We start from the raw sequence: 18160 nt of genomic DNA, 5'->3' as shown, positions 1-18160 counted from the left end.
GAAGCGACACTTCTGGGGGCAGCGCCCGCCTGCTCCAGGTGGAAACAGCAGGGGAGGCGAGATCGTTCGCGTTCCCCTGCTGGCCGCTGGCGGCTGGTCCGCTGACCGCTCCCTACAACCCCAGCAGCCCCAGCGCCGCCGTCTCGGTCAGCCTCGCGCGGTAGGGGGCGACCAGGGCCTGTTCCTGGGGCGTGGCCGTCTGCACCGTGGTGTTCAGGTCGGGGAGGCGGCCACGCTGGAGGGCCTCGGCGGCGCGGCTGAAGTCCACGTTGGGCACGCCCAGGGAGCGGTTCACGGCGCTGCGGACGGCGGCGTACCGCTCCAGGCTCATGCCCTCGCGGGCCAGGGCGGCGGCCTGCGCCTGCCGGGCGTTGCCGATAGCGGTTCCGGCGTCGCCCAGCACGCGCACGATGGTCAGCACATTGGGCGTCTGCCCGTTCTGGATGTCGGTCCAGACCTGCTGGAGGTTGGTGAAGTGCGTGCCCAGCGAATCGCGGATGGCCCCGCGCACGCGCACGAACCGCTGCACGTCGGCCTGGGAGAGGGGCGCGTTCACGTTGCCGGTGGGGGCGGGGGGGGTGGCGGTGCTGCCGCCGGTCTGGGTCTGCGTTTGTGTCTGGGCGGGGGCGCGCCAGGATTCCAGGAAGGTGCGGGCGGGCTGAATCACCAGGAACCAGGCCAGGGCACCCAGCACCACCAGCACCAGCAGGCTGCCGCCCCCGCACCCCAGGCAACCGCAACCGGGTCCACGTCGTCTCATGCCCCCAGGGTACGCGGGGAGGCGGAAGGAAGTTCCCGGCAGTCGCGGGCGGGCCAGGGCAGGCCGGCCGGGGACAGGTTGACAGGGGCGACAGCCGCGCCCTTAAATACGGATGTTTTCCCGCTCGACAGCCTATGGTCCCGTGGTTTCGTCCGTCTGCGCCCTGCCCGCGCGGCTGCCGCCCCTTTTCCTTGCTGGAGGCCCCATGACCGGTACACTGCCCCGCCCCGCTGCCCGCCCTGTCCGCGCGCTGACGCTGCTCGCCTGCGCCCTGGCCCTTGCCAGTTGCGGTGGGCCAATCACGCCCGCCGAGACGCGCCCGCAGGACACCCGCACCTTCAAGGCCACCGACCCGGCGACCACCGCCCTGGCCGGGGCGACCCTCTACAAGGGGCAGTATGCGGGCATCCAGGGGCCGGCCAGTTACCTGATCGAGGTGCCCGACAACTGGAACGGCACGCTGGTGATGTACGCGCACGGCTACGCGGGCACGGGCGAGAACCTGACGGTTGCCCCACCCTCCATCCGCCAGTATCTGATTGCTCAGGGGTACGCCTGGGCCGCCAGCAGCTACTCGGCCAACTACTACGACGTGCGCGCCGGGGTGGAGGACACCAACGCGCTGGCCCTGGCCTTTGGCAAGCTGACCGAGGGCAAGTACCGGACACCGGACAAGTACCTGATCATGGGCGTCTCGATGGGCGGCCACATCGCCGGGGCCGCCGTGGAAAAGGAGACGCTCGCCACCGAGCAGAGCAAGGTGAACTACGCCGCCGCCCTGCCCCTGTGCGGCGTGATGGACGAGGAATACGAGTTTCAGTGGCTGGGCGACTACACCACGGCCGCCGCGCAACTGGCCGGGCTGGGCGCGCGCAGCTACCCGCAGAGCGACTACCAGGCCCTGCTGCCCGACATCAAGGCGGCGCTGTTCAGCGACACCACGACCAGCCAGACTGACCCCTACTGGCAGGAAAATGAGGGCCAGGGGGCCAAGCTGCGCGAGATTGCCCGCCGCCTGACCGGGGGGGACCGGCCCGTGTTCGAGCTGGGGTTCCGCCTCGGGGCCTACCAGAATGCGGTCTTCAGCACGGGCGGCTCGGATGGGACACTGAACGGCGTTCTGAACAAGAACTTCTACGGCAACAAGGACACCGTCTACCGCTGGACCGACGGCCCCACCCCCACGCCCGCCGAGGTGGCCTTCAACGCCGCGATTCTGCGCGGGAGCGCCAACCCGAACGCGAATGCGGCCCGGCCGGGCGGTCTGCGCTGGCTGCCGCGCGTCAATGGCGAATTCAGCGTGCCCGTCCTGACCATGCACACGCTGGGCGACCTCTACGTGCCCTTCCGGCATCAGCAGCTCTACCGGCTGGCCGCCCAGGCGAACGGCAACGGCGACCGTCTGGTGCAGCGGGCCATCCGCGCGGGCGGGCACTGCGAGTTCACCGGCCCGGAAGTCGTGGAGGCCTTCAACGACCTCGTGACCTGGCAGAAAACCGGGGTCAAACCCGCCGGGGACGACGTGCTGAACGCCGCGGCCGTGGCCGATCCCAACTACGGCTGCCGCTTCACCCGCGGCGTGCGAACCGGGGTGGCCGCCTGCCCGCCCACCCCCTGAACATGTAGGACCCGACACCAACTAAAGGAAACCTTCTCGGCAGGGCGGCGGGGAACGGGGTAGGGTCAACCTGTTCCCCCTATTGCGTTGAACAGGAGATGATTCATGCCTAAACCACACCTTCTGCTGCTGTCCGCCCTGACCCTCGCTGGCGTTTCTGTCGCCCACGCCGACCTCGCGGACGTGAGAAAGAGCGGCGAGCTGCGCGTCGTGATGAGCGGCGAGTATCCCCCCTTCTCGCAACCGGCCCCCGACGGCTCGCTGACCGGCTTCGACGCCGATGTGGCGCGCGAAATTGCCCGGCGGCTGGGGGTCAAGGCGCGGCTGATCAAGGCCGAGTTCCCGTCGATCATCGCGGGCTTGCAGGCCGGGCAGTTCGATATCGCGGTGGCCTCCCAGAGCAAGACGCCCGAGCGCGAGCGGGCCGTGGATTTCCTGAGCAAGCCCTACTACTACGACGGCTTCCAGCTGTTCGTGCCTGCCAGCTCGGCGGCGAAGAACCTGGCCGGGCTGGGCGGCAAGCCCGTGGCCGTGGCGCAGGGCACCGTATTCGAGAAGTTCCTGCGTGAGCAGAAGTACCCCAATGTCGCCACCTACAGCGGCGAGCAGGAAATCTTCCTGGCGCTGGGGGCCGGGCGTGCGGCGGGCATGATCACCACGCGCACCGTGGGCAGCGTCGCCATCAAGAACGGGCAGAAGCTGAAGCCCGCCGGCCCGGTACTCCAGCAGGACAACCCCTACATCACCCTGGGCAAGAACCAGCCGCAGCTCAAGGCCGCCGTCGAAAAGGCGCTGGCCGCCATGCGCGCGGACGGCACGCTCAAGCGTCTGAGCCTCAAATACCTGGGCGCGGACATCACGGTGCCCACCAAATAAGAGCCGACCGGGGAAGACAGGCCGTGCGACTCCCCGCGCGGTCTGTTTTGCTGTGGCGCGCAAGCAGCCAGGAGCAGGCACGCTGGCTCCGACCGAGGAGGAAAAACGATGCAGGATGTCTTTACGCCCGAAGCCTTGCGGGCGCTGTGGCGCGGCGCGCAACTGACGCTCTCGCTGACGCTGCTCGCCAGCGTGTTCGGCCTGCTGCTGGGACTGGTGGCCGGGCTGGGGCGGATGTCGCGCCTGGCCCCGCTGCGCCTGCTGGCGGGTGCCTACATTGAGATTTTCCGGGGCACACCGCTGCTGGTGCAACTGTTCTTTCTGTTTTTCGCCCTGCCGCAACTGACCGGGGTGAGCCTGCCCGCCTTCAACACGGCGGTGTTGGGGCTGAGTCTCTTTGCAGGGGCCTACGCCGCCGAGATCATCCGGGGCAGCCTGAACGCGGTGGACCGGGGCCAGGTGGACGCGGCGCGGGCGCTGGGCCTGACGCCGCTGCAAACGCTGCGGCTGGTGCTGATTCCGCAGGCGGCCCGCACCGCCGTCCCTGCGCTGGGCAACCAGTTCATCGGGCTGCTCAAGGATTCCAGCCTCGCCAGCGTCATCACGGTCTCGGAGCTGCTGCTGACCACGCGCGGATTGGTGTCCATTACCTACCAGCCGGTGCCGCTGTACCTGGCCGTCGCCCTGATCTATTTCCTGCTGTCCAATGTGGCGGCGCGGCTGTTCCGGCTGCTGGAACGCCGCCTGAACCGGCCTTACCGGACCAGCGCAGCCTGAGCCTCACGGCAGGTGGGCTTCCCCGCCATGCAGAACGGTCACCAGCGCCAGCCCGCCTTCCAGACTCGCCCTGACCGGGCCGCCCGCCGCCTCGTTGCTGACCGTCCACCCGCTGCCCAGCGGCACGTCGGCTCCCGCGAGGGGCCAGCGCACGCCGGTCAGGGTCAGGCCGCGCAGGTCGCTCAGGGCCAGCACGCTGAGGGTCGCGCCGGGGGGGAGGTCCAGGGCCACCGCCGCACCCGGCAGCAGCGGTTGCCCACTCTCGTCGCCGCTGTGCAGGACGACGTGGAGGCCCTCCCGCGCGAGGCGTACGCCGCCCAGCACCAGCGCCGCCGCATGGTCGAAGCGGCCACCGAAGGCCCCCAGGAAGACCAGCCGGGTCGCGCCCCGCTCGCGGGCCAGCCGCACGGCCAGTTCCGCGTCCGTCTCGTCCTTGGCGGTCGGGTGAACCTCGCGCGGGACCTCCAGGCTCAGCCCGCCCGAGGAATCGAAGTCGCCCACCCAGGCGTCTACCGGCACGCCCAGCGCCGCCGCGTGCCGTGCCCCGCTGTCGGCGGCCACCACGAAGTCGGGGCGGGGGAGGGCCAGCAGCGCGGGCGTCGGCACCAGCCGCCCGCCGACCAGAATCCAGGCCGTCACGCCGTCTCCCGGTCGTCGGGGAGCGTCAGCACGCGTGCTGGGTCCACCGTCAGGCGCAGCCTTCCCCCGCAGATGTCCGCCGCCTCGCGCGGGCTGAGGTGCAGCGTGAGGGGACCGAGGGGGTGGCCCACCATCACCTCCGTCCCGGTGTCGGTGGTCTGCCGGGCCGTGACGGGGAAGGCTTCCCCCTCGCCCAGCCGCACGGCGTCCTCGGGAATGAGGCGGGCGGTGCCGCCGGGGCCGGGCAGCACGTTGGCGTGTCCCAAGAAGGCGGCCACCCACGCCGTCGCGGGCCGCGCGAAGACCTCCCCCGCCGCGCCCACCTGCACCAGCCGGCCCGCGCGCATCACCGCCACCCGCGCGGCCACCGCCAGCGCCTCCCGCTGGTCGTGGGTCACGAGCAGCACGCCCGCCCCCAGCCGGGCGAACAGGTCGCGCAGGTCCGCCCGCAGCCGTGCCCGCAGTTGCTCGTCCAGGTTGCTGAGCGGCTCGTCGAGCAGCAGCAGGGGCGAACCCGTTGCCACCGCCCGCGCCAGCGCCACCCGCTGCGCCTGCCCGCCGGAGAGTTCGGTGGTCCGGCGGGCCGCCAGCGCCTCCAGGCCCACCAGCGCGAGGGCCTCGCGCGCCCGCGCCTCCGCCTCAGTCCGCCGCGCGCCACGCATCCGGGGGCCGTAGGCCACGTTGCCCAGCACGCTCAGGTGCGGGAAGAGGGCGTAATCCTGAAACACCAGCCCGACGTGCCGCGCCTCCGGCGGGAGGGCCGTCATGTCCCGGCCCCCGATGCAGACCTGCCCCGCGTCCGGGCGTTCCAGGCCCGCCACGCAGCGCAGCACGGTGCTTTTGCCGCAGCCGCTGGGACCCAGCAGGGCGACGGTCTCGCCTGGGGCGACGCTGAGGGACAGGTCCACCACTGCCGGCACGTTCCCGAAGGCTTTGGCGAGGTGGACCACGCTCAGGGCGTTCACGGGGTCGGTCCGCCCGCGGCCAGCGCCGTGAGGGTCGCGTCCAGCCAGCGCACCACAGCCGGAATCTGGCGCTCCATGTCCTCGGCGTCCAGCGTGCCGCTCTGATCGTTGAGGTAGGCGTAGGCGAGCACCTGGCCGCCGGGGAGTTCCGCGGCCCCCGTCAGCGTGAGGATGCGCCAACCGCTGCCCGCCTTGGCCCCCCAGAACGTCGCGGGGAGCGTGGGGTGGGCGGGTTTGCAGCAGCCGTCCGCGAGCCAGGCCCGGAACAGGCGGCGGATGGTGGGCTTCAGGTCATTGCCGGGCAGGGTCCGGGCCAGCAGGCCCGCGTAGGCCCGTGCGGTGCTGGTGTTCTGCAAGGCGAGTTCCAGCGCGGGGTCGTAGCCCTGACCGTGAAAGTAGCGGTCGAGGGCTGTCTCCACCTGCGGCCCGGTAAGGTCCTGCGCCCGGCGGTTGAGGGCCTGCGCGACCGGCAGACGTTCTTCCAGCGGCAGCGCGGCGTACCGGGCGGCGTCCGTGCCGGGGCGGAACACGTCGGGCAGCAGGCCCGCCTGGGCGGCCCACAACGCCTTGGTGGTGTGCAGAATGTGGGTGCAGGCGCTCAGGGCGGCCACGGCGCGCGCCACCCGCTCGGGGCCGGCCGCCAGGTGCAGGATGTCGCTGGCGGTGTTGTCGCTGCGCACCAGCGCGAAGCGGGCGAGTTGCTCCAGCGTGTTGCGGCCCGCCGGATACCGCTCGATGCTGCGCCGCCCCGGCGTCGTTTCGAGCTGCGTACCCAGCGTGAGCCTTCCGGCGTCCACCTCCTGCAAGGCCGCCCGCACCACCAGCGACTTGAAGGCGCTCGCCAGCGGGTGCAGGGCGTCCACGTCGCCCAGCCGCACGTCCCGCAGGGGCTGGCCGTCCGGGCCGTACACGGCCGCGTAAAAGGCCACCCGGCCCGTGACGCCGTCCGGCAGGGGCCGCGCGGGGACCGAGGACAGGAAGGGCCGCGGGCCGCCTGCTGGGTCGGGCGCTTCCTGGCAGGCCAGCGCCGGGGCTTCCGTCAGGCCGGGCGGGAGGGGAGCCGGCGTGCCGAGGGCACCCGCCGGGGGGCACAACAGGAGGAGGGCCAGGGCCGCCGGCCAGCGGGCCGCGCGGCGCGGCGCGGGAAGGACGGACACGGGGGGGCGCACCGGGTCATTGTGCCGCGTGCGGCGGGCGGTCACGTCACCTCCCCCTCGCCGCCGTCCAGCAGCGTGAAGCTCAGGCCCGCGAGCAGCAGCAGCACCGTCGCCAGCGCGCATGCCTCGCCCAGGTTGCGTTCGCCGGGGCGGCCCAGCCGCTCGTACAGACCCACGCTGAGGGTGGCCCACTCGGGCCGCGTCAGCACCAGCGTCGCGCCGAACTCGCCCAGTACCGTCGCCAGCGCGAGGGCCGCCCCGCCCCGCAGCGCCGGAAGGGTGAGGGGCAGCGTGACCGTGCGGTGCGCGGCCAGGGCTGTCGCGCCCAGCGTGCGGGCCGCTTCCAGCGTGCGCGGGGGCAGGGCACGCAGCGCGGGCAGCACGCTGCGCGTGACCAGCGGAAACCCCAGCAGCGTGTAGGCCGCGATCAGCATCGGCAGTGTGGCCGAGAGGGCCGGGTAGGCCAGCAGGTAGCCCACCGCCAGGCTGACCGGCGACACCATCAGCGGCAGCAGCGAGAGCAGGTCCAGCGTGCGCGACCGCGCCAGCCACGCGCCCAGGGCGTGCAGCGTGCCCAGCAGGGCGGCCCCGGCCAGGGCCAGCAGCCCGAAGCGCACCGTGTTGCCCAGCAGCAGCGGCGTGTCGGGGTCGGTCAGGACGCCCCGCCAGTAGCCCAGCGTGGGGCCGCCCGACCCCAGCAGGCCGCGGACGACCACCGCCACCAGCGGCCCGAAGCAGATCAGCAGCACCAGCGCCACGAGTGACCACAGCAGCAGCGCCGCTGCGCCCCGCGCCGGGGGAAGGTTATTCGCGGGCACGCCCGTTCCCCCCCGCAGCAGCCGCACGTAGGCCCACGTCGCCGCCAGCGTGAGCAGCAGTTGCCCGGCAATCAGGGCGCTCGCCTCGCTCAGCCGGAGCTGGTAGGCGGTCAGGGTGTAGATTTCCACCTCCAGCGTCGCGTACCGCTCGCCGCCCAGCGCCAGCGGCAGCCCGAAGCTCAGCGCCGAGTACAGGAACACCAGGATGAACCCGGCCATCAGGCCCGGCAACGCCAGCGGCAGCGCCACCGACAGCGCGGCCCGCAGCCCCGAGGCCCCCAGCGTCCGCGCGGCCCCTATCAGGGCAGGGGGCACCCGCGAGAAGCCCCCGTGGGCCAGGCGCACCATTACCGGCAGGTTGAAAAAGAGGTTCCCGAAGATCAGCAGGGCGGGCGTGCCCTCCAGGTCCAGGCCTAGCGGCCCGCTCAGCCAGCCGCGCGGCCCCAGCAGCGCCGTGATGCCCAGCACCGCCACCAGCGTCGGGGTCACGAAGGGCAGCAGCAGCACGCGCAGCAGCGCCCTCTTGCCGGGCACGTCGTAACGGGACAGCAGATAGGCCAATGGCCCCCCGACCGCCAGCGCGAGCAGGGCCGTCCCGCTGGCCTGCCCCAGCGTCCAGCCCAGCCGCCCCAAGAAGTAGGGGTCACGCCAGATGCCCAGGTTCACCCCGCCCTCGGCCAGGGTGCGGCCCAGCGGCAGCGCGAGCAGCAGCCCCAGGAAGAGGAGGGGAGGCAGCGCGAGGAGCCAGCCCCGCAGCGTGGGCGAGAGGGTCATGGCCGAGAGGCGTAGAGCCGGGCCGAACCACCGAGGCTGTGGAGGGACCGCCCCACCCCCACCGCCTCCCGCTTCCCGCGCACCGCGCCCCCTCCTACCGCGCCCGCAGCACGTTGTTGACCCAGGCATCCACCAGCCGCTGCGGGTTGGCGAGGACTTCCGGTTTGACGGCGGGTACCTCCGGCTGCCCGGCGAACCGGAAGACGGGGTCCAGCGGGACGCCGCTCACGGCGGGGTAGACCCACATGCGGGTGGGGATGTCGGCCTGCACGGGCGCACTCAGCATGAAGTCCACGAACTTGCGGGCCAGCTCGGGCTGCTTCGCGCCCCTGAGCACGCCCACGCCTTCGAGCTGCCGGAAGGTGCTGCCGGGCAGGAAGAGGTTGGCGGTGGGCGACTGCGCCGGGAGCTTCCGGGGGTCGTAGCCGTCGGCGTAGAACACCTCGGCGGCGGGGCTGCTGGCGTAGCTCAGCACGATGGGGGAGCGGCCGCCGTTCTTGCTGAAGTCCTTTTCATAGGCGTCCGACCAGCCGCGCGTGACCTTGAGGCCGTTGGCACGCGCCTCGCGCCACCACGCCCACGCGCCCGCCTCGCCGTAGTGGTTTACGGTGGCGAGCAAAAAGGCCAGGCCGGGGCTGCTGGTCGCCGGGGAAGGCACGACGGTCAGCCGGGCATACTGGGGCTTTTTCAGGTCGTCCAGGCTTTTCGGGAGGGGCAGACCTGTCTTCGCCCAGGCGGCCCGGTCGTAGTTCAGCGCCACCAGGCCCCGGTCCACCGTGTTCAGCAGGCCCGCGTCGTCCAGGCGGTCGGCGGCGGGAACACGGGCGAGGTTCGGGGACTTGTACGCCTCCAGAATCCCGGCAGCCCTCGCGCGGGGCAGCAACGTGTTGTCCAGGCCGTACACCACGTCGGCCAGCGGGGCGCGGCGCGTCAGGATGAGGCGGTTGAGCAGTTCCCCGGCGTCGCCACCCTTCACGAAGCGCACGCGGGCATGGTTGGCCTGCTCGAACTGCGCGACCAGCTTCTTATCCACGTCGAAGGAATCGTGGGTGATGACCGTCAGGGTGGTCGGTGCGGGCTGGGCGTGGGCCGCGCCCGCGAGCAGCAGGCCGAGCAGCAGTGCCTTCTTGAACATGACTTGTTTGAACATAAAAAGTCCCCCTCGCGTCACGAAGGGGAGAGGTTGGGGGCATCGGCTCTGGACCGGGTCTGTGGTCTGCCCCGTCACGCTCCCTCCGCCGGTATGACCCGGATCAGGTTCTTTGGGGTGTTTCTCAGCCCATGCCGATGTGGCAGGGGCACCCCCGGTGACGCGGGAGACAGGATAGCAGCGGCGCGGCCCCGCGAGGAGGGGGGACCTCACCGGGGCTGGTGGCCGGAATAAGTCACGCTGGTCAGTGTGACGTTCGGCGGCCAGGCGGGCATCATGGACGGATTCCGGGCAACACCGGGCGGGAGGACCATGTATTCCAGACCACAGGACACCGGACAGGAGGAGCGGGGGCCGCAGCCTGCCCCCGCGCGCCCACGCCGCCCACCGCGCGTCTGGCTGATTCTGGGCCTCGTGCTGGTGGCGCTCAACCTGCGCCCGACCATCGCCGGGTTCGGGCCGCTGCTGGCGCAGATTCAGGCGGAGTTGCGGGTGAACGCGGCCACCGCCGGCCTGCTGACCACCATTCCGCTGCTGTGCTGGGGCCTGCTCGCGCCGCTGGCCCCACTGCTGACCCGGCGGCGCAGTTCCGAGACGGTGATTCTGGCTAGCACCGCCGTCATCGGGGTCGGGGCGCTGCTGCGGGTGGGGCCGTCCCTGCCCTGGATTCTGCTGGGCACGGTGCTGGTCGGGGCGGGCATCGCCGTCATCAACGTGCTGCTGCCCAGCCTGGTCAAGCGCGACTTTCCCGAGCGGGTCGGCCTGATGACGGGCGTCTACACGCTGGCAGTGGTGAGCGGCGCGGCGCTGGCCTCCGGGCTGGCGGTGCCGCTGCGAACCGCGCTGGGCGGCTCCTGGCGGGCCTCCCTGGGCGTATGGGTGTGGCTGGCGGTGGCGGGCGTGCTGGCCTGGCTCCCGGCCCTGTTCGGGCGGCAGACGCACGAGCGGGCCACCGGGCAGGGGGCCTCGGTGTGGCGCAACCCCTACGCCCTCCCCGTGACGCTGTTCATGGGCTTTCAGGGGCTGGTGTTCTTCACCTGGCTGACGTGGCTCCCGCGCGTGCTTCAGGACCACGGGCTGAGCGCCGCCGCGGGTGGCCTGCTGCTTGCGGCCGGGAACGTGGTGCAACTGCCCTTCACGCTGGTGGTGCCGGTCCTGGCCGCGCGGCTGCGGAAGCCCTCCCTGCTGGTGGCGGGGGCCGCGGCGCTGATCGGCGCGGGGCTGCTGGGGCTGCTGCTCGCGCCGGGGTGGCCGCTGCCCTGGATTCTGCTGCTGGGGGCGGGGTGCGGCAGCACTTTCCCGCTGGCCCTGGTCTTCATCGCGCAGCGGGCCGCGCACCCGGCGCAGGTGCCGCAGCTCTCGGCGCTGGCACAGGGCTTCGGCTACCTGCTGGCCGCGACGGGGCCGTTCATCTTCGGGGCGCTGCACGACCGCACGCACGGCTGGAACGCGCCCCTGGGCTTCCTGCTCGTGGGCACGGGCCTGACGCTCGTGACGGGGCTGCTGGCGAGCCGGCCCCGGCGTTTCCCCTGAGCCATTACCCTGGGCCATGACCTTTCATCTGGTGGCCTGGCTGGTGCTTCTGGACCGGGAAGGGCACGTGCTGCTGGGCCGCCGCGCGGGCGTGTCCTACGGCGAGGGCCTCTGGGGCCTGCCCGGCGGCCACGTGGAGCCGGGCGAGGGCCTGGCCGAGGCGGCGGCGCGCGAGGCCCGCGAAGAGGTCGGGGTGCGCGTGGACCCGGCGACCCTGCGGTTCCTGGGCGTGAGCCGCTACGACCTGGAAGGGGTCGTGGGCACCGACTTCCTGTTCCTGGCGCAGACGTGGGAAGGCCGTCCCCACACCTCCCCCGAGACGTCGGAGGTGGCCTGGTTCAGCCCGGAGTCCCTCCCGCCGGACTGCCTCCCCTGGCTGCCCGGCGTGCTGAGGGCGCATCTGGTGCAGGGGGTGCACCTCTCCGAGCAGCGGGACGGGCTGGCGGGTTTGCGGCTGTTCCCCCCAGTGGGACAGGAGGATGACAGTTCTCCTTCCAGATGAAATACTTTCAGTTGAAATGACTTCTTCCCATTCCTCCTTTTCGCAGGACGAGGTGTACCGGCTGGTCCGGCACACGCTGCGGCTCTCGCGGCATTTCCGGCAGGCGCTGGACGAGCCGCTGGAACAGGCGGTGAACCTCAACACCAAGGAAGTGCTGGTGCTGGGCGCGGTGATGGACGGGCTGGAGACGCCCGGCGCGGTGGCCGAACACCACCGCCTGCCCGCCCCCACCGTCACGCGCATCGTGACCAAGCTGGCCGGGCAGGGCCTGCTGGAGCGGGTACCCGACCCCGGTGACCTCCGCCGGCAGCGCCTGCGCCTGACCCCGGCAGGCGAGATGGCCCGCGCCCGCACCCGCGCCGCGGCCCACGACATCGTGCGAGCGCAGTTCGGCCACCTGCCGCCCGCGCAGGTGCACGCCGCACTCCTGGCGCTGGAGGGGCTGGAGGCCGCCCTCGCCCTGCACGCTGGGAAGCCGCGCGCTGAAACGCCGGCCCGCGAGGAGGTAGGCGCATGACCGCTCCCGTCGCCTCACCCGCTGGCGCAGGCCTGACCCACCGTGACAAGATCCTGGCCTTCGTCGGCATCCTGACGGTGCTGTTTCTCTCCAGCTTGAACATGACCGTGGTCGGCAGCGCCATGCCGCGCGTGATTTCGGACCTGGGCGGGTTTCACCTGTATGCCTGGGCCTTTACCGCGTATTCGCTGGCGACCACCATCACCGTGCCCATCGTGGGCACCATCAGCGACCGTTATGGCCGCCGCCCGCTGATTCTGCTGGGCATCGTCGTCTTCGCCGTGGGCAGCGTGCTGCTGGGCTTCGTGCAGAGCATGGGGCAACTGATCGCGCTGCGTGCCCTCCAGGGCATCGGCGGCGGCACCCTGATGGCGATGAGCTTCACGGCGATTGCCGACCTCTTCACGCCCATCGAGCGCGGGCGCTACCAGGGCTACACCGGCGCGGTCTGGGGCATCAGCAGCGTGGTGGGACCGCTGGTCGGCGGCTTCCTGACCGACCACCTGGGCTGGCGCAGCGTCTTTTTCGTGAACGTGCCCTTCGCACTGCTGGCGCTGTACTTCGTGGGCCGTTTCTTCCGGATGCCCGCACCCACCGGGCCGCGCACCCACCGCCACTTCGATGCCTTGGGGGCGCTGCTGCTGGCCGGAGCCGTGATTACGCTCACGCTGGCGCTCTCGTGGGGTGGCGGCACCTATGCCTGGGGCAGCGCGCGCATCCTGGGCCTGCTGGCGGGCACGCTGGTGCTGGGCGGGTGGTACGTGTGGCACAGCCGTCATCAGGAACAGCCCATCCTGAACCTGCGGCTGCTGCGCGACCCGGCCATCTCGCTCGCCAGCCTGGCGGGTTTCCTGACCAGCGCGGGGATGTACGCCGCGATTCTGTACTTGCCCCTCTACATGCAGGGCGTGCGCGGCAGCAGCGCCAGCGGCAGCGGCCTGGCCCTCACGCCGCTGATGTTCGGCCTGATTGTCACGAGCACCCTCAGTGGGCAGATCGTCAGCCGCACCGGGCGCTACAAGATCCTCATCGTGGGCGGCGCGCTGGTCGCCACCGCCGCCCTGCTGCTCAGCACGACCCTGGGCACCACGACCCCGCTGTGGATGGCCGTCGGGTTGATGGTGCTGCTGGGCCTGGGCCTCGGCCCGGTGAACAGCCAGCTCACGCTCGCGGTGCAGAACGCCGCGCCGCGTGACCAGCTCGGCAGCGCCACCAGCGGCAACCAGTTCTTCCGGCAGATTGGCGGCACTCTGGCCGTCAGCCTGTTCGGGGCGCTGGTGAACGCGCAACTGGCGCAGAACCTCGCCGCGAAGCTGCCGCCTGAGGCCGCCCGGCTGCCCGTGCCCGTGCAGGACGCCATCGCCAATCCGAACGTGCTGTCCAGCCCGCAGGCCACCGGGCAACTGGAAGCCGCCCTGGCCCGTCTGGGCCACGCCGACCTGGTGGCCCCCATCCTGACGGCCCTGCGCGGGGTGATGGCGGGCGCGATTGACCACGTGTTCCTGATTGCGGGCCTGCTGGTCGCGGTGGCCTTCCTGGTCACGGTCCTGATGCCCGAGCGGCCCCTGGTCGGGCGAAAGGCCGGGGTGCGGGTGGAAGGGGAAGGTCGGGGACAGCAGGCGGCAGCGACGGACTGAGCCGGGAAACGCAGCCCTCGGGGGACGCTCTGCATGGGCGTCCCTTTCTCGTTCAGGTCAGGCAGTGGGCCTGCTCTCGCAGCACTCGCTCGATGACCAGCGCCACGCCGTCCTGGGCATTCGTCCGCGTCACCTCGTCGGCCACCTCCAGCGCTTCCGGTTCCGCGTTGCCCATCGCCACGCCGCGCCCGGCCCAGGCGAGCATCTCGGCATCGTTGGGCGCGTCCCCGAAGGCCAGCACCTCCTCCCGCGCGATGCCCAGCCGCGCGCAGAGCCGCTCCAGGCCCCACGCCTTGCTGACGCCCTCGGCCAGCACCTCCAGAAAGGGCGCGCCGGAATGCGTGACCGCGAAGCCGCCCAGCCCCAGCGCCCGCACCTCGGCCAGCAGTTCGCGCGGCGTGAGGGCCGCGTGCCGCACGATGAACTTCAGGCTGGGGCGGGCCAGCACGTCGTCCAGGGTGAAGGTGCCCATCTCGCCCGGCTCGCGCTTGTGGTCCTCGAAGTGGGCGATGGCCGCGTAGCCGTCCTGCGCCACAAAGACCTCGCCGCCCTCGCGCACACTGACGAACAGCACGCCGGGCACCCGCGCGGCGAGGGCTTCCGCCACGGCCCGCTGCACCGCCTCCGGCACGTGGGCCTCGAAGAGCGTCTCGCCCGTGCCCAGGTGAACGCCGTGCGCGCCGTTGCCGCACAGGGCGTAGTCGGCAAAGCCCGCGGCCTCCGCGATGGGCCGGACCCCTCGCGGCTGCCGGGCCGTCACCGGGACCACCTGGATTCCGGCGGCCCGCGCCGCGGCCAGGGCCGCCCGCGTCCGGGCGCTCACGGTCAGGTCGGGGCGCAGCAGCGTGCCGTCGAGGTCCGTGGCGATGAGGCGAATCACCGCGCCTCCAGCACCACGACGGCTGAGGCGTGTTCCTTGGTGTGCGTCAGGGTCAGGTGGGCCACCCAGCCGCGTTCTTCCATCTCGGTCGCAATCTCGGGCGCGAAGCCCAGCACCGGCGGCGCGAAGGGAAAGGGGCCGTCCGGCGTGCGCTCCCGCTCCACCCACACGTCGCGCCAGCCGTGGGGGCGCGGCCAGACCTTCTGAAACGCCTCCTTCGCGGCGAAGCGGGCCGCCAGGGAGGGGGCGGGGTCGGCCAGCCGGGCGCAGTAGGCGAGTTCGGTCGGTGCGAACAGCTTCTCCGCCCGTTTCCCCTCCCGCGCGAGCATCCCCCGAATGCGCTCGATTTCAATCAGGTCGTGTCCGATGGCGACAATCATCCGGGAAGCATGGTGACATAGACCGTCCCCACTTCAGACTCTCGTGGCGGTGAATTCCATGCGGAACGTGTCGCACTCGCCGCCCGCGTAGGCGACGCGCAGCATGCCGGACACCTTGCCGGGGGCCGTGAAGCTCCCGGTCAGCCCGAACCACATCCGGCCCTTCGGCTCGTTCAGTGCGCCGTTGAAGACGCCGTTTGCGACAGGCAGGGTGCCGGGGGCGGTGTAGCCTTCCGTCCGGCTGCGGCCACTTTTGCAGCGGTAGGTGCCTTCCCAGCGCACGTCCGCCAGTTCTCCTGCCGCGTTCACCGTGAACATGATGCGCTGGCCCTTCTGGTTGGTCACGGTGGCCTGGTAGCGGCCCGGAGCCGGACGGACCCCGGTGGCCGCCGGGACCGCTGGCCCCACCACCGGTTCCTGCGCGGGGCGGGCCGGAGCGGGCACTGGCCCGGTGGTAGGAGCAACTGGGGCCGGGGCAGGCGTGGCGACCGCACTGCGGGGCGTCACCGCCACGACCTGAGTTGGCCGCCGGGCATAGGTGCCCTGTACCGCACTCTGGAGCAGCGCCTTGAGCTGGGGGTCAATGCTGCTGAAGAGGTTGGCGAGGTCCAGCGCGGTCTGCCCATCCCGGTTGCGGAGCCGGGCGTCCGCGCCGTTGTCCAGCAGGAGCCGCGCGGCCTCCACGCGGTTCTTGTAGACGGCCAGCATCAGCGGGGTCCAGCCGGTGGCGCTGCTGGCCGCGTTCACGTCCGCGCCCTGGGCCAGCAGCTGGCGAATCAGGGCGACATTCCCGGTGTCCGCCGCGTCCCGCAGTTCCGGCCCGAGTTGTGCGCTGGCGGCGGACCACAGGGCGGCGACACACAGAAGCAGGGGAGCACGAGCAGAACGCATGGAAAACCTCCAGGAGCGCAGGGGCAGGCGCTGAAACGCGGCGACGGGAGAACCTGACAGGCAGTTTAAGCGCCCACGGGAGGACCGCGCTTCCCCCTGCGGGTGGGAGCGTGCTCTGGAGCAGGGGTTTCTCAGGTGTGGGAAGCCTGGCGGCTCTATCTTCCCCGGTGTGGTGACCCCGCCTCCCGCCCTCTTTCCCGACCTGCGCCTGCCCACCATCGCGGGCCTGTTGCGTGCCGGCGAGGCGCAGTGGCGGGCCGTGGGGGTCACGCGCGTGCGGGTGTTCGGCTCGGTGGCGCGGGGCGAGGCTGACCACTCCGCCGACATCGACCTGCTGGTGGACTTCGCGGGCGAGGCGGGCCTGCTGGATCTGATGCGGGCCAGGGAAGTCTTCGAGGTCCTGCTGGGCCGCCGGGTGGACGTGCTGACCGAGGGGGCGCTTAAGGCCCCGCTGCGCGCCGAGATTCTGGCCGACGCGGTGGATGTGCGGCACGTGCCGGTCCCCCCGCCCGCCACCCACCGCCGCAAACGCTGGCGCTGGCGGGTGTATGACCTGCTGGACGCGGTGGACCGGGTGACGGCGTACACCCAGGCCCACACCCTCACCACCTTCCTGGCCGACGAGCGCACGCGGGACGCCGTGCTGCACAACCTCACCCGGCTGGGCGAGACGACCAAGTTCATTCCGCAGAGTGTGCAGGAGGGGACGCCCGAAGTGCCCTGGGCGCTGCTGCGCGAGGTGCGGAACCTCGTCGCGCACGATTACTTCGGCATCGACCCGGCGCTGGTGTGGCACACCGCGCGGGTGGAACTGCCCGCCCTGCGGCCCGCGCTTCAGGCGCTGGCGGACGGGGGAGAGGATGTGGAACGTGGGTTGTAGGGCATGGGCAAGCGGAGGCTGAGGCTGCCGCCCTCGCTGGCCGACACCCCACAGCCGACAACCCCTACGTCCACGCCAGCCCTGCCCGCTCCCCCCAGTACCGCTCCGGCGGCTGCGCGAGGTCGTCCAACGTACTCGCAGCCAGGGTCAACCGCAGTGCGGCGAGGTTGTCTTGCAGTTGCTGCACCGTCGTCGCCCCGCTCAGCACCACGTCGGCCCACGGCTGCGCGAGGGCGGCGGCGAGGGCGATGGCATCGGGGGTGGCGCGAAGTTCCTGGCAGAGGTCGGCCAGTGCGGACGGCACCTGACCGCGTAAGGTGAGGCGTCCGTTCGCCACCGCCTCCTTGACGACCACGCCCCAGCCTGCCGCGTGCGCTTCCGCCAGCACCTCGCCCGCTGAGGGTTCCAGCAGGTTCCAGGTCGCCTGCACCACGCTGAAGGGGTTCAGGCCGTCCACCCGCACGGCCAGCGCCTTTCTCAGCGTGCCCGCCTGCCCCGGTCCACTGGTACTCAAGCCCACGCGCACGCCCTCCGCGGCCAGCTCGGCCAGCCGGGCCAGCACCCCCTCGTCTTCCAGCACACCCGTGTCCAGCGTGGCGGAGTGAATCAGGTACACGTCGGGGCGGTCCAGCACCTCCAGCGTTTCGGGCCACTGCCGCTCCAGGGTGGCGAGGGTGTGGTTCTTGACCTCGTGTGTCTCGGCGTCCGTGCGCCAGTTCGCGGTGTAGGTGTAGCCCCATTTGCTGCCCACTGCCGCCGCGTGCCCGCGCTCCCGCAGCCAGCCGCCCAGGAACTCCTCCGCCCGCCCGTAACTGCGCGCGGCGTCGAAATACCGCAGGCCCGCCTCCCACGCCGCGTCCAGCACCGCCCAGGCCCGCGCCCGCAGCGCCTCCACGTCCTTTTCGGCCCCGAGGTCCTGTCCGTGCCCCAGGTTGATGTATCCGGGCCGTCCCAGGGCGGCGAGGCCCAGACCCAGGCGGGGCGCGCCGGGGGGCAGCAGCGGAACGCTCACGCTTCCCCCGTGATGATGGCTTCGGCCTCGATTTCCACCAGATGCCGGGGGTCAATCAACGCGGCGACCTGCACCATGCTGGCCGCCGGGCGAATCTCGCCAAAGACCTCGCCGTGGGCGCGGCCCACCTCCTCCCAGCGGGTGATGTCGGTAACGTAGATTCTCGTCCGCACCACGTCCCCGAGAGTTGCCCCGGCAGCCTTCAGCGCCGCGCCGATGATGTCCAGCGCCGCCCGCGTCTGGGCATAGGCGTCCCCCACGCCGATGACCTGGCCGTCCGTGCCTGTGGCGGTCGTTCCCGCCACCTGCACCACGTTCCCCACGCGCACCGCCCGCGAGTACCCCACCACCGCCTCCCACGGAGACGAACCGCCGATGTTCTGCCGCATGGGGG

Annotated in this window: 19 protein-coding genes and 1 riboswitch; of the genes, 8 read left to right on the top strand and 11 right to left on the bottom strand. The window is 71.9% G+C overall.

What is annotated here, in order from left to right:
- Positions 1-112 precede the first annotated feature (112 nt).
- A complete protein-coding gene (locus ABEA67_RS13780) occupies positions 113-760 on the bottom strand; it encodes a hypothetical protein (protein ID WP_345466154.1) in 648 nt (215 codons plus the stop codon).
- A gap of 205 nt (positions 761-965) precedes the next feature.
- Here ABEA67_RS13780 and ABEA67_RS13775 point away from each other — a divergent pair, with 205 nt between their 5' ends.
- The 3 genes from ABEA67_RS13775 to ABEA67_RS13765 all read left to right on the top strand — a co-directional run bounded on the left by ABEA67_RS13775 (position 966) and on the right by ABEA67_RS13765 (position 4031).
- The gene (locus ABEA67_RS13775) at positions 966-2378 is read left to right on the top strand and encodes an alpha/beta hydrolase family protein (RefSeq protein WP_345466152.1); all 1413 of its coding nucleotides are present in this window, start codon (positions 966-968) and stop codon (positions 2376-2378) included.
- 105 nt (positions 2379-2483) lie between these two features.
- A complete protein-coding gene (locus ABEA67_RS13770; protein WP_345466150.1) occupies positions 2484-3254 on the top strand; it encodes a transporter substrate-binding domain-containing protein in 771 nt (256 codons plus the stop codon).
- Positions 3255-3362: 108 nt separating this feature from the next.
- A complete protein-coding gene (locus ABEA67_RS13765) occupies positions 3363-4031 on the top strand; it encodes an amino acid ABC transporter permease (protein ID WP_345466148.1) in 669 nt (222 codons plus the stop codon).
- Positions 4032-4034: 3 nt separating this feature from the next.
- Here the strand turns inward: ABEA67_RS13765 and ABEA67_RS13760 are convergent, their stop codons facing one another.
- The 5 genes from ABEA67_RS13760 to ABEA67_RS13740 all read right to left on the bottom strand — a co-directional run bounded on the left by ABEA67_RS13760 (position 4035) and on the right by ABEA67_RS13740 (position 9534).
- Complete coding sequence (locus tag ABEA67_RS13760; protein ID WP_345466145.1) at positions 4035-4670, bottom strand: thiamine diphosphokinase; 636 nt, start codon at positions 4668-4670, stop codon at positions 4035-4037.
- Positions 4667-5635, bottom strand: coding sequence for an ABC transporter ATP-binding protein (locus ABEA67_RS13755; protein ID WP_345466143.1), 969 nt, complete (start codon positions 5633-5635; stop codon positions 4667-4669). The genes ABEA67_RS13760 and ABEA67_RS13755 overlap by 4 nt, the downstream gene beginning before the upstream one ends.
- Positions 5632-6837, bottom strand: a complete 1206-nt coding sequence (locus ABEA67_RS13750) for a serine hydrolase (protein WP_345466141.1) — start codon at positions 6835-6837, stop codon at positions 5632-5634. The genes ABEA67_RS13755 and ABEA67_RS13750 overlap by 4 nt, the downstream gene beginning before the upstream one ends.
- Positions 6834-8384 carry an ABC transporter permease gene (locus ABEA67_RS13745; RefSeq protein WP_345466139.1) on the bottom strand — a complete coding sequence of 517 codons (1551 nt, stop codon included), beginning with the start codon at positions 8382-8384 and terminating at the stop codon, positions 6834-6836. The genes ABEA67_RS13750 and ABEA67_RS13745 overlap by 4 nt, the downstream gene beginning before the upstream one ends.
- 94 nt (positions 8385-8478) lie before the next feature.
- Positions 8479-9534: a thiamine ABC transporter substrate-binding protein gene (locus ABEA67_RS13740; RefSeq protein WP_345466137.1), complete on the bottom strand. Its 1056-nt coding sequence runs from the start codon at positions 9532-9534 to the stop codon at positions 8479-8481.
- 62 nt (positions 9535-9596) lie between these two features.
- Positions 9597-9700: riboswitch (TPP riboswitch) on the bottom strand.
- Positions 9701-9783: 83 nt separating this feature from the next.
- Here ABEA67_RS13740 and ABEA67_RS13735 point away from each other — a divergent pair.
- Genes ABEA67_RS13735 through ABEA67_RS13720 form a run of 4 tightly spaced genes read left to right on the top strand, consistent with a single transcriptional unit; the run spans position 9784 to position 13723 of the window.
- Positions 9784-11067, top strand: a complete 1284-nt coding sequence (locus ABEA67_RS13735) for a CynX/NimT family MFS transporter (protein ID WP_345466134.1) — start codon at positions 9784-9786, stop codon at positions 11065-11067.
- 16 nt (positions 11068-11083) lie between these two features.
- Entirely contained in the window at positions 11084-11569 is a 486-nt protein-coding gene (locus ABEA67_RS13730) for an NUDIX domain-containing protein (RefSeq protein ID WP_345466132.1), read from the top strand.
- A 16-nt stretch (positions 11570-11585) separates the two neighbouring features.
- On the top strand, positions 11586-12086 hold the full coding sequence (locus ABEA67_RS13725; protein ID WP_345466129.1) for a MarR family winged helix-turn-helix transcriptional regulator: 501 nt from the start codon (positions 11586-11588) through the stop codon (positions 12084-12086).
- Positions 12083-13723 (top strand): MDR family MFS transporter, encoded by a 1641-nt coding sequence (locus tag ABEA67_RS13720; protein WP_345466127.1) that lies wholly within the window; start codon positions 12083-12085, stop codon positions 13721-13723. The genes ABEA67_RS13725 and ABEA67_RS13720 overlap by 4 nt, the downstream gene beginning before the upstream one ends.
- Before the next feature lie 52 nt (positions 13724-13775).
- On the opposite strand, the gene ABEA67_RS13715 is transcribed toward ABEA67_RS13720, so the two are convergent.
- The 3 genes from ABEA67_RS13715 to ABEA67_RS13705 are packed head-to-tail and all read right to left on the bottom strand — an operon-like array spanning position 13776 to position 15874.
- The gene (locus ABEA67_RS13715; RefSeq protein ID WP_345466297.1) at positions 13776-14600 is read right to left on the bottom strand and encodes a Cof-type HAD-IIB family hydrolase; all 825 of its coding nucleotides are present in this window, start codon (positions 14598-14600) and stop codon (positions 13776-13778) included.
- Entirely contained in the window at positions 14600-14983 is a 384-nt protein-coding gene (locus ABEA67_RS13710) for a 4'-phosphopantetheinyl transferase superfamily protein (protein ID WP_345466124.1), read from the bottom strand. Before ABEA67_RS13710 ends, ABEA67_RS13715 begins: the two co-directional genes overlap by 1 nt.
- A gap of 33 nt (positions 14984-15016) precedes the next feature.
- Complete coding sequence (locus ABEA67_RS13705; protein ID WP_345466121.1) at positions 15017-15874, bottom strand: ankyrin repeat domain-containing protein; 858 nt, start codon at positions 15872-15874, stop codon at positions 15017-15019.
- A gap of 172 nt (positions 15875-16046) precedes the next feature.
- Between ABEA67_RS13705 and ABEA67_RS13700 the strand changes: the two genes are divergently transcribed.
- Positions 16047-16754 (top strand): HepT-like ribonuclease domain-containing protein, encoded by a 708-nt coding sequence (locus ABEA67_RS13700; protein WP_345466119.1) that lies wholly within the window; start codon positions 16047-16049, stop codon positions 16752-16754.
- Between the two features lie 64 nt (positions 16755-16818).
- Here the strand turns inward: ABEA67_RS13700 and ABEA67_RS13695 are convergent, their stop codons facing one another.
- Positions 16819-17766 carry an aldo/keto reductase gene (locus ABEA67_RS13695; RefSeq protein ID WP_345466117.1) on the bottom strand — a complete coding sequence of 316 codons (948 nt, stop codon included), beginning with the start codon at positions 17764-17766 and terminating at the stop codon, positions 16819-16821.
- Positions 17763-18155: a RidA family protein gene (locus tag ABEA67_RS13690; RefSeq protein ID WP_345466115.1), complete on the bottom strand. Its 393-nt coding sequence runs from the start codon at positions 18153-18155 to the stop codon at positions 17763-17765. The genes ABEA67_RS13695 and ABEA67_RS13690 overlap by 4 nt, the downstream gene beginning before the upstream one ends.
- Positions 18156-18160: the final 5 nt, after the last annotated feature.

The sequence above is a fragment of the Deinococcus carri genome (assembly GCF_039545055.1).
Taxonomy (GTDB): domain Bacteria; phylum Deinococcota; class Deinococci; order Deinococcales; family Deinococcaceae; genus Deinococcus; species Deinococcus carri.
This window is presented reverse-complemented; position numbering and strand designations above follow the sequence as displayed.

Excerpts from the sequence above, each read along its gene's own strand:
- ABEA67_RS13780 (WP_345466154.1), bottom strand. The coding sequence starts at position 760 with ATGAGACGACGTGGACCCGGTTGCGGTTGCCTGGGGTGCGGGGGCGGC.
- ABEA67_RS13775 (WP_345466152.1), top strand. The coding sequence starts at position 966 with ATGACCGGTACACTGCCCCGCCCCGCTGCCCGCCCTGTCCGCGCGCTG.
- ABEA67_RS13770 (WP_345466150.1), top strand. The coding sequence starts at position 2,484 with ATGCCTAAACCACACCTTCTGCTGCTGTCCGCCCTGACCCTCGCTGGC.
- ABEA67_RS13765 (WP_345466148.1), top strand. The coding sequence starts at position 3,363 with ATGCAGGATGTCTTTACGCCCGAAGCCTTGCGGGCGCTGTGGCGCGGC.
- ABEA67_RS13745 (WP_345466139.1), bottom strand. The coding sequence starts at position 8,384 with ATGACCCTCTCGCCCACGCTGCGGGGCTGGCTCCTCGCGCTGCCTCCC.
- ABEA67_RS13740 (WP_345466137.1), bottom strand. The coding sequence starts at position 9,534 with ATGTTCAAACAAGTCATGTTCAAGAAGGCACTGCTGCTCGGCCTGCTG.
- ABEA67_RS13730 (WP_345466132.1), top strand. The coding sequence starts at position 11,084 with ATGACCTTTCATCTGGTGGCCTGGCTGGTGCTTCTGGACCGGGAAGGG.
- ABEA67_RS13725 (WP_345466129.1), top strand. The coding sequence starts at position 11,586 with ATGACTTCTTCCCATTCCTCCTTTTCGCAGGACGAGGTGTACCGGCTG.
- ABEA67_RS13720 (WP_345466127.1), top strand. The coding sequence starts at position 12,083 with ATGACCGCTCCCGTCGCCTCACCCGCTGGCGCAGGCCTGACCCACCGT.
- ABEA67_RS13710 (WP_345466124.1), bottom strand. The coding sequence starts at position 14,983 with ATGATTGTCGCCATCGGACACGACCTGATTGAAATCGAGCGCATTCGG.
- ABEA67_RS13705 (WP_345466121.1), bottom strand. The coding sequence starts at position 15,874 with ATGCGTTCTGCTCGTGCTCCCCTGCTTCTGTGTGTCGCCGCCCTGTGG.
- ABEA67_RS13690 (WP_345466115.1), bottom strand. The coding sequence starts at position 18,155 with ATGCGGCAGAACATCGGCGGTTCGTCTCCGTGGGAGGCGGTGGTGGGG.